The sequence below is a fragment of the Clostridium sp. CAG:43 genome, assembly GCF_000434655.1.
GTDB lineage: Bacteria > Bacillota > Clostridia > Lachnospirales > Lachnospiraceae > Otoolea > Otoolea fessa.
Genome location: NZ_FR895020.1, coordinates 8,009 through 10,419, shown reverse-complemented (window position 1 = coordinate 10,419; position 2,411 = coordinate 8,009). Strand labels below are relative to the sequence as shown.

The 2,411-nt window shown below is 52.6% G+C and carries 4 protein-coding genes; all 4 read left to right on the top strand.

All coding sequences use genetic code 11. The features are described 5' to 3' along the window. Nucleotides 1-209 (top strand): hypothetical protein (locus QVO97_RS01710; RefSeq protein WP_288188626.1); only part of this gene is annotated, 209 nt, incomplete at its 5' end. Between the two features lie 18 nt (nt 210-227). Continuing rightward, nucleotides 228-701 (top strand): peptide deformylase, encoded by a 474-nt coding sequence (def, locus tag QVO97_RS01705; protein WP_022358693.1) that lies wholly within the window; start codon nt 228-230, stop codon nt 699-701. Between the two features lie 49 nt (nt 702-750). Next, nucleotides 751-1,695, top strand: a complete 945-nt coding sequence (fmt, locus tag QVO97_RS01700; protein ID WP_022358692.1) for a methionyl-tRNA formyltransferase — start codon at nt 751-753, stop codon at nt 1,693-1,695. Between the two features lie 66 nt (nt 1,696-1,761). Next, the coding region (locus tag QVO97_RS01695) for a zinc metallopeptidase (protein WP_288188624.1) at nt 1,762-2,411 on the top strand (650 nt) is incomplete at its 3' end.

Sequence of the window (2,411 nt, the reverse complement as noted above, 5' to 3'; positions counted from 1 at the left end):
AAAGGGCGGCGCGGCGGCTGCGCGAAAGTGCCGAGTGTATCGGTCCGGTTCCGGCACCGGTATATAAAGTTAATGACATCTACAGAAAAATTTTATATATAAAGTGTGAAAAATGTGCTATACTGGATCAAATCAGGGGTCAGATTGAAACCCTGGCTGCCGCAGATACAAAATGGCAGGCGGTCCAGATTCAATACGATATATCATAGAGAGGAAGAGTGTATAAAATGGCAATCCGGTCAATTAGAACTATTGGCGATGAGGTACTGAAAAAAGAGTGTAAGGCAGTGACGGAGGTAACCGATCACACACTTGAACTGATAGAGGATATGTTTGACACGATGTATTCAGCCGGTGGCGTAGGTCTGGCAGCACCGCAGGTCGGTATCCGCAAACAGATCGTAGTAATCGACGTGGAGGACGGCAACCAGTATGTCCTGATCAATCCGGTCATCGAGGAAATGTCCGGCAGCCAGACTGGTCAGGAAGGCTGCTTAAGTGTTCCGGGCAAGGCTGGTCTGGTAACCCGTCCGAGTCACGTAAAGGTACGCGCGCTGAACGAAAAAATGGAAGAGTTTGTCCTGGAAGCAGATGATTTCCTGGCACGTGCGATTTGCCATGAGTGCGATCATCTGCACGGGCATCTGTATGTGGAGTTGGTAGAAGGTCCGTTAGAGGATGTAGCGGCAGAGGAAGAATAAAGCACATTGGCAGAATGAGAGAGAAACAAGAGTGGGGTGACAGGCAGATATGAAGATCGTATTTATGGGAACACCGGATTTTGCGGTTCCGACACTGGAAGCGCTCTATCAGAGCCGGCATGAAGTAGCGGCGGTGGTGACACAGCCAGATAAGCCGAAGGGACGCGGCAAGGCGATGGCAATGCCGCCTGTCAAGGAAAAAGCGCTGGAATATGGAATCCCGGTGTATCAGCCGGTGCGCGTCCGCAAGGATGAGGCATTTTTTGAGGAATTGACGAAGATTCAGCCGGACGTGATCGTCGTGATTGCATTTGGCCAGATTCTGCCGGAGCGGATTCTGAACCTGCCGAAATACGGCTGTATCAACATCCATGCGTCGCTTCTGCCAAAATACCGTGGGGCAGCCCCGATCCAGTGGGCGGTCATCAATGGCGATGAGGTCAGCGGTGTGACGACGATGCAGATGGATGTCGGTCTGGACACCGGAGATATCCTGGATACCGTGGAAGTACGCCTGGATCCGAAAGAGACAGGCGGCAGCCTGTTTGACCGCTTGAGCCTTGCGGGAGGAAAGCTGATTCTCTCCACGCTTGAGAAAGCGGAGGCGGGAATCCTGCATCCGGTTAAACAAGATGAGGCAGAGGCAACCCATGTGACAATGCTCGATAAGTCGATGGGGCAGATCGACTGGTCGATGGATGCGGCAGTGATTGAGCGCCTGATCCGCGGCTTAAATCCATGGCCGAGCGCTTATACAAAATTTGAAGGAAAAACCCTGAAAATCTGGTCGGCGGATGTCGAGGAAGATGCGGCGGGAAGGCCGTCACCGGAGACATTCGGACAGGTGGTACGTGTCGGTAAAGATGCATTCTCTGTCCAGACCGGCAAAGGGCTTCTCACGATCCGGGAACTTCAGCTGGAAGGCAAGAAGCGGATGGATACGGCGGCATTTTTACGCGGATATCCGGTGGAAATGGGAGTAAAGCTCGGATAAAATGAATGCTTCAGCAGGAACTGAACTGCTACAGGCAGCCAGGCGTTTGAAAGGAGTTGGAGTGATATGTACGGATACGGATATGGATATTACAGTATGTTTGATCCGACGATGATTCTGGTATTAATTGGTGTATTTCTGTCATTAGGGGCATCTGCGAAGGTAAAAAGCACCTACGCGCGGTTTTCAAGAGTCCGGAGCATGACCGGCATGACGGGAGCCGAGGCGGCGAGACAGCTTTTAAATTCACAGGGCATTTATGATGTCCAGATCCGCCAGGTGGCAGGCAGCCTGACCGACCACTACGATCCGCGGACCAAGACCGTGAATTTATCTGAGAGTGTATATGGTTCTACTTCGGTCGCAGCGATCGGTGTTGCGGCGCATGAGTGCGGACATGCGATGCAGGATGCATCTGAGTATGTTCCGCTGCGCCTGCGCGGTTCAATGGTGCCGGTGGTCAACATCGGCGCACAGCTTTCCTGGCCTATGATCCTGATTGGTGTCCTGGTCGGCGGCATGGGATCTCCGATCGTTTCACTTGGAATTCTTTTATTTTCCTTGTCGGTGCTGTTCCAGCTGGTGACGCTTCCGGTTGAGTTCAATGCATCCGCGCGTGCGGTACGTCTGCTTGATTCAACAGGGATTCTTCGCGGGGAAGAAGTTGGATATACCAAACAGGTGCTTGGTGCGGCGGCACTGACGTATGTGGCAGC